This window comes from Acidovorax sp. KPB24-07 (assembly GCF_057543315.1).
On the sequence record NZ_BAAJYS010000430.1, the window covers coordinates 1 to 2,721 of the forward strand.

Sequence of the window (2,721 nt, forward strand, 5' to 3'; positions counted from 1 at the left end):
GGCCGCGAACGCCACCACCACGCCGGTGCCCACGAGCCCGGCCTGCCAGCGCAGCGCCACCGTCCACGACGGCACGTGGCGCTCCACCCGCCAGTACAGCAGGCGCCCCGCGGCCAGCGACAGGCCGAACGCGGTGGCCATGCCCAGCAGGTTCATCGCGGCGGAGTCCGGCCAGGCCTGCTGGAACACGGCATTCACCAGCAGGCACACGGGAAAGTGCACGAGGAACACCGAATACGACATGCGCCCCAGCCGCTCCAGGGGATGGGGCACGGCACTGGGTGCCCCGGCAGGCCAGCGCGCCGACAGCCAGGGCTGCCCCCAGCGCAGCCACAGCACCAGCACCAGCGCGGCCACCCAGGCCACCGCGATGCGTTCGCGGAACTCCACCGCCAACGCCACCACCCCCAGCGCGGCGATGGCCAGCAGCCCCGCCCGCGCACGGGGCGCGCGCACGGTCCAGCACGCCAGCATGCCCAGGCCATACGAGCCGAAGAAATAGCAGGCCCACATGTCCAGGCCCGGCTCGCGGTTGAGCCACAGCAGGGACAGCGCCGTGCCGGCCAGCACCAGCGCCTTGCCCAGGCGCTCCGCCTGCGGCCGGCTCACCCCTGGCCAGCGGCGCACGGCCGAGAACAGCAGCGCCGCCAGCGCGAAGAGCTGGAAGTCGATGCCCACGTACCAGACCCCGGCGGACAGCGCCTCCTCGCCCACGATGTCCTGGATCATCAGCGCGTTGGCCACCAGCTGGGTGGGGCTGGGCTCGCCCGGCACCGAGGGGTGGTCCAGGAAGGGCCGCACCGCGGCGGAGGCCAGCACCGCCAGCACCAGGGCCACGGCGTAGGGCACGGCCAGCCGCACGAACCGCCGTCCGATCTGCTCGGAGGCGCTGTCGAAGCGCGCCGCGCCGGTGGGCGCCAGGCTGGCCGCGGCCAGGTAGCCGCCGAGGACCAGAAACACCTGCACGGCCATCCGCCCATGCTGGGACAGCCACGCCATCACCTGCGGCATCAGCGGCAGGGCCACATCGGACATGGGGCCGTAGAAAACCAGGTGGTGCGCGACGATGGTCGCGCAGGCCAGGCCCTTGACCGTGTCGATCAGGGAACTGCGGGAGGCGGAGGACATGCGGAAACCGGCGAGGGACGAACCATGGAACGGGCCGCGCGGCAAATTGCCCGCGGGCCCGCAAAAAAGCGATCCCGGCACTGCCATGCGGCAGCGCCGGGAGCGCGGGGGTCGAAAAGTATAGCGTCCCGGGCCGGGGCAGCCGGCCCGGCGGCGCGGCTCAGAGGACGACCAGGCGGCCCCGCGCGGCCTGGTATTCGCGGCGCAGGCGGGCCACGAGGTCGGCCGCGCCGGTCACCTCGGTGATCGCGCCGATGCCCTGGCCGCAGCCCCAGATGTCCTTCCAGGCCTTCTTGGCATCGCCGCCGAAGTTCATCTTGCTTGGGTCGGACTCGGGCAGGTGGTCGGGGTCGAGCCCGGCCGCGCGCACCGAGGGCGCCAGGTAGTTGCCGTGCACGCCCGTGAACAGGTTGCTGTAGACGATGTCGTCGGAGTTGCCGTCCACGATGGCCTGCTTGTAGGCCTCCTGCGCCCGCGCTTCGTGCGTGGCGATGAAGGCCGAGCCGATGTAGGCGAAGTCGGCCCCCATGGCCTGCGCGGCCAGCACGGCGCCGCCCGAGGCGATCGCGCCGGACAGCGCCACGGGGCCGTCGAACCACTGGCGGATCTCCTGGATCAGCGCGAAGGGGCTCTTGACCCCCGCATGCCCGCCCGCGCCCGCGGCCACGGCGATGAGGCCGTCGGCGCCCTTCTCGATCGCCTTGTGCGCGAACTTGTTGTTGATGATGTCGTGCAGCACGATGCCGCCCCAGCCGTGCACGGCCTGGTTCACGTCCTCGCGCGCGCCCAGGCTGGTGATGACGATGGGCACCTTGTACTTGGCGCAGACCTGCATGTCGTGCTCCAGGCGGTCGTTGCTCTTGTGCACGATCTGGTTGATGGCGAACGGGGCCGACGGCCGGTCGGGGTGCGCCTTGTCATGCGCCGCCAGCGCCTCGGTGATCTCGGCCAGCCAGTCGTCCAGCTGCTCGGCCGGGCGGGCGTTGAGCGCGGGCATCGAGCCCACGATGCCCGCCTTGCACTGCGCGATCACCAGCTGGGGGTTGCTGATGATGAACAGCGGCGAACCGATGACGGGCAGCGAGAGTTTCTGAAGCGCCGGTGGCAACTGGGACATGGACGGTCTCCGGGGTTGGTATTAATGACGAAAAACGGCCCCAGCGCATATTGCTCTAGGGCATTCAGCTATCGATTCAATAGCAATCAAGGCAGCCAAAGCAGTGTCAGAACGCCTCGGGCGCCAGCGCGGTCACGCTGTCGGCACCTTCCACGATGGCATCGCGCAGGCCGCCGGCCTTGACCAGGATGTGGTCCGCGTAGAACTGCGCGGTGGCGATCTTGGCGCGCAGGAAGGCTTCGTCCTGTCCCTCCGGCAACAGCCGCTGCGCGGCCAGCAGCGCGCGGCCCATCTGCCAGCCCGCCACCAGGTTGCCGGCCAGCATCAGGTACGGCACGCTGCCCGCATAGGCGGCGTTGGGCTGGGCCTTGGCGCTGGCGGCGATGAAATCCACCACCTCCAGGAACGCCGCGCGGGCCTGGGACAGGCGCCGGGCCACGGCGCGGGCAGCGGGCGTGCCGCTGGCGTCGAGCTCG

The 2,721-nt window shown here is 71.1% G+C and carries 3 protein-coding genes; all 3 read right to left on the minus strand.

Features of this window, described 5'->3' with window-relative positions:
* Window positions 1-1,128: acyltransferase family protein (locus tag AC27IQ_RS22100; protein ID WP_487090808.1), on the minus strand; the 1,128-nt coding region annotated here is incomplete at its 3' end.
* A gap of 160 nt (window positions 1,129-1,288) precedes the next feature.
* The gene (locus AC27IQ_RS22105) at window positions 1,289-2,245 is read right to left on the minus strand and encodes an NAD(P)H-dependent flavin oxidoreductase (RefSeq protein WP_487090809.1); all 957 of its coding nucleotides are present in this window, start codon (window positions 2,243-2,245) and stop codon (window positions 1,289-1,291) included.
* A gap of 106 nt (window positions 2,246-2,351) precedes the next feature.
* Window positions 2,352-2,721, minus strand: a 370-nt coding sequence (locus AC27IQ_RS22110) for an acyl-CoA dehydrogenase C-terminal domain-containing protein (protein ID WP_487090810.1), incomplete at its 5' end; no start/stop codon positions are given.

Excerpts from the sequence above, each read along its gene's own strand:
- AC27IQ_RS22105 (WP_487090809.1), bottom strand. The coding sequence starts at position 2,245 with ATGTCCCAGTTGCCACCGGCGCTTCAGAAACTCTCGCTGCCCGTCATC.